The organism is Streptomyces megasporus (assembly GCF_000718985.1).
In the GTDB taxonomy this organism is placed as follows: Bacteria; Actinomycetota; Actinomycetes; order Streptomycetales; family Streptomycetaceae; genus Streptomyces; species Streptomyces megasporus.
This window is the reverse complement of record NZ_JODL01000073.1, coordinates 1-835: the sequence shown is the minus strand read 5'-3', so window position 1 is coordinate 835 and position 835 is coordinate 1. Positions and strand designations below refer to the sequence as shown.

The 835-nt window shown below is 68.6% G+C and carries 1 protein-coding gene; it reads right to left on the bottom strand.

What is annotated here, in order from left to right:
- Positions 1-835 (bottom strand): Hsp70 family protein (locus IF47_RS0126685; protein ID WP_031511584.1); only part of this gene is annotated, 835 nt, incomplete at both ends.

The following is an 835-nucleotide window of genomic DNA, read 5'->3' as shown; positions in this document are numbered from 1 at the left end:
CCCTGGGCGTCGGCGTACAGCGCCTGCCCGAGCTTCTGGCTGGTGGAGGCCACCTTCTCCGACGCCTCCCGGATCGCCGCGGTGTCCTCCCCCTTCAGCCTCTCCTTCAGCTCCGCCACCGCGGCCTCCACCTCGGCCTTCACCTCGCCGGGCACCTTCTCCGCGTTGTCGGCCAGGAACTTCTCCGTGGTGTACACCAACTGCTCGGCCTGGTTGCGGGTCTCGGCCGCCTCCCGCCGCCGGTGGTCCTCCTCGGCGTACTGCTCGGCCTCCCGCATCATCCGCTCGATGTCCTCGCGCGGCAGCGCCGAACCGCCGGTGACGGTCATCCGCTGCTCCTTGCCGGTGCCCAGGTCCTTGGCGGACACGTGCATGATGCCGTTGGCGTCGATGTCGAAGGTGACCTCGATCTGCGGCACCCCGCGCGGCGCCGGCGGCAGCCCGGTCAGCTCGAACATGCCCAGCTTCTTGTTGTAGGCGGCGATCTCCCGCTCGCCCTGGTAGACCTGGATCTGCACCGAGGGCTGGTTGTCCTCGGCGGTGGTGAAGATCTCCGACCGCTTGGTGGGGATGGTGGTGTTCCGCTCGATCAGCTTGGTCATGATGCCGCCCTTGGTCTCGATGCCCAGGGACAGCGGGGTGACGTCCAGCAGCAGGACGTCCTTGACCTCGCCCTTGAGGACGCCGGCCTGCAGCGAGGCGCCGATGGCGACCACCTCGTCGGGGTTGACGCCCTTGTTGGCCTCCTTGCCGCCGGTCAGTTCCTTGACCAGTTCGGAGACGGCCGGCATCCGGGTGGAGCCGCCGACCAGCACCACGTGATCGATCTCCGAGA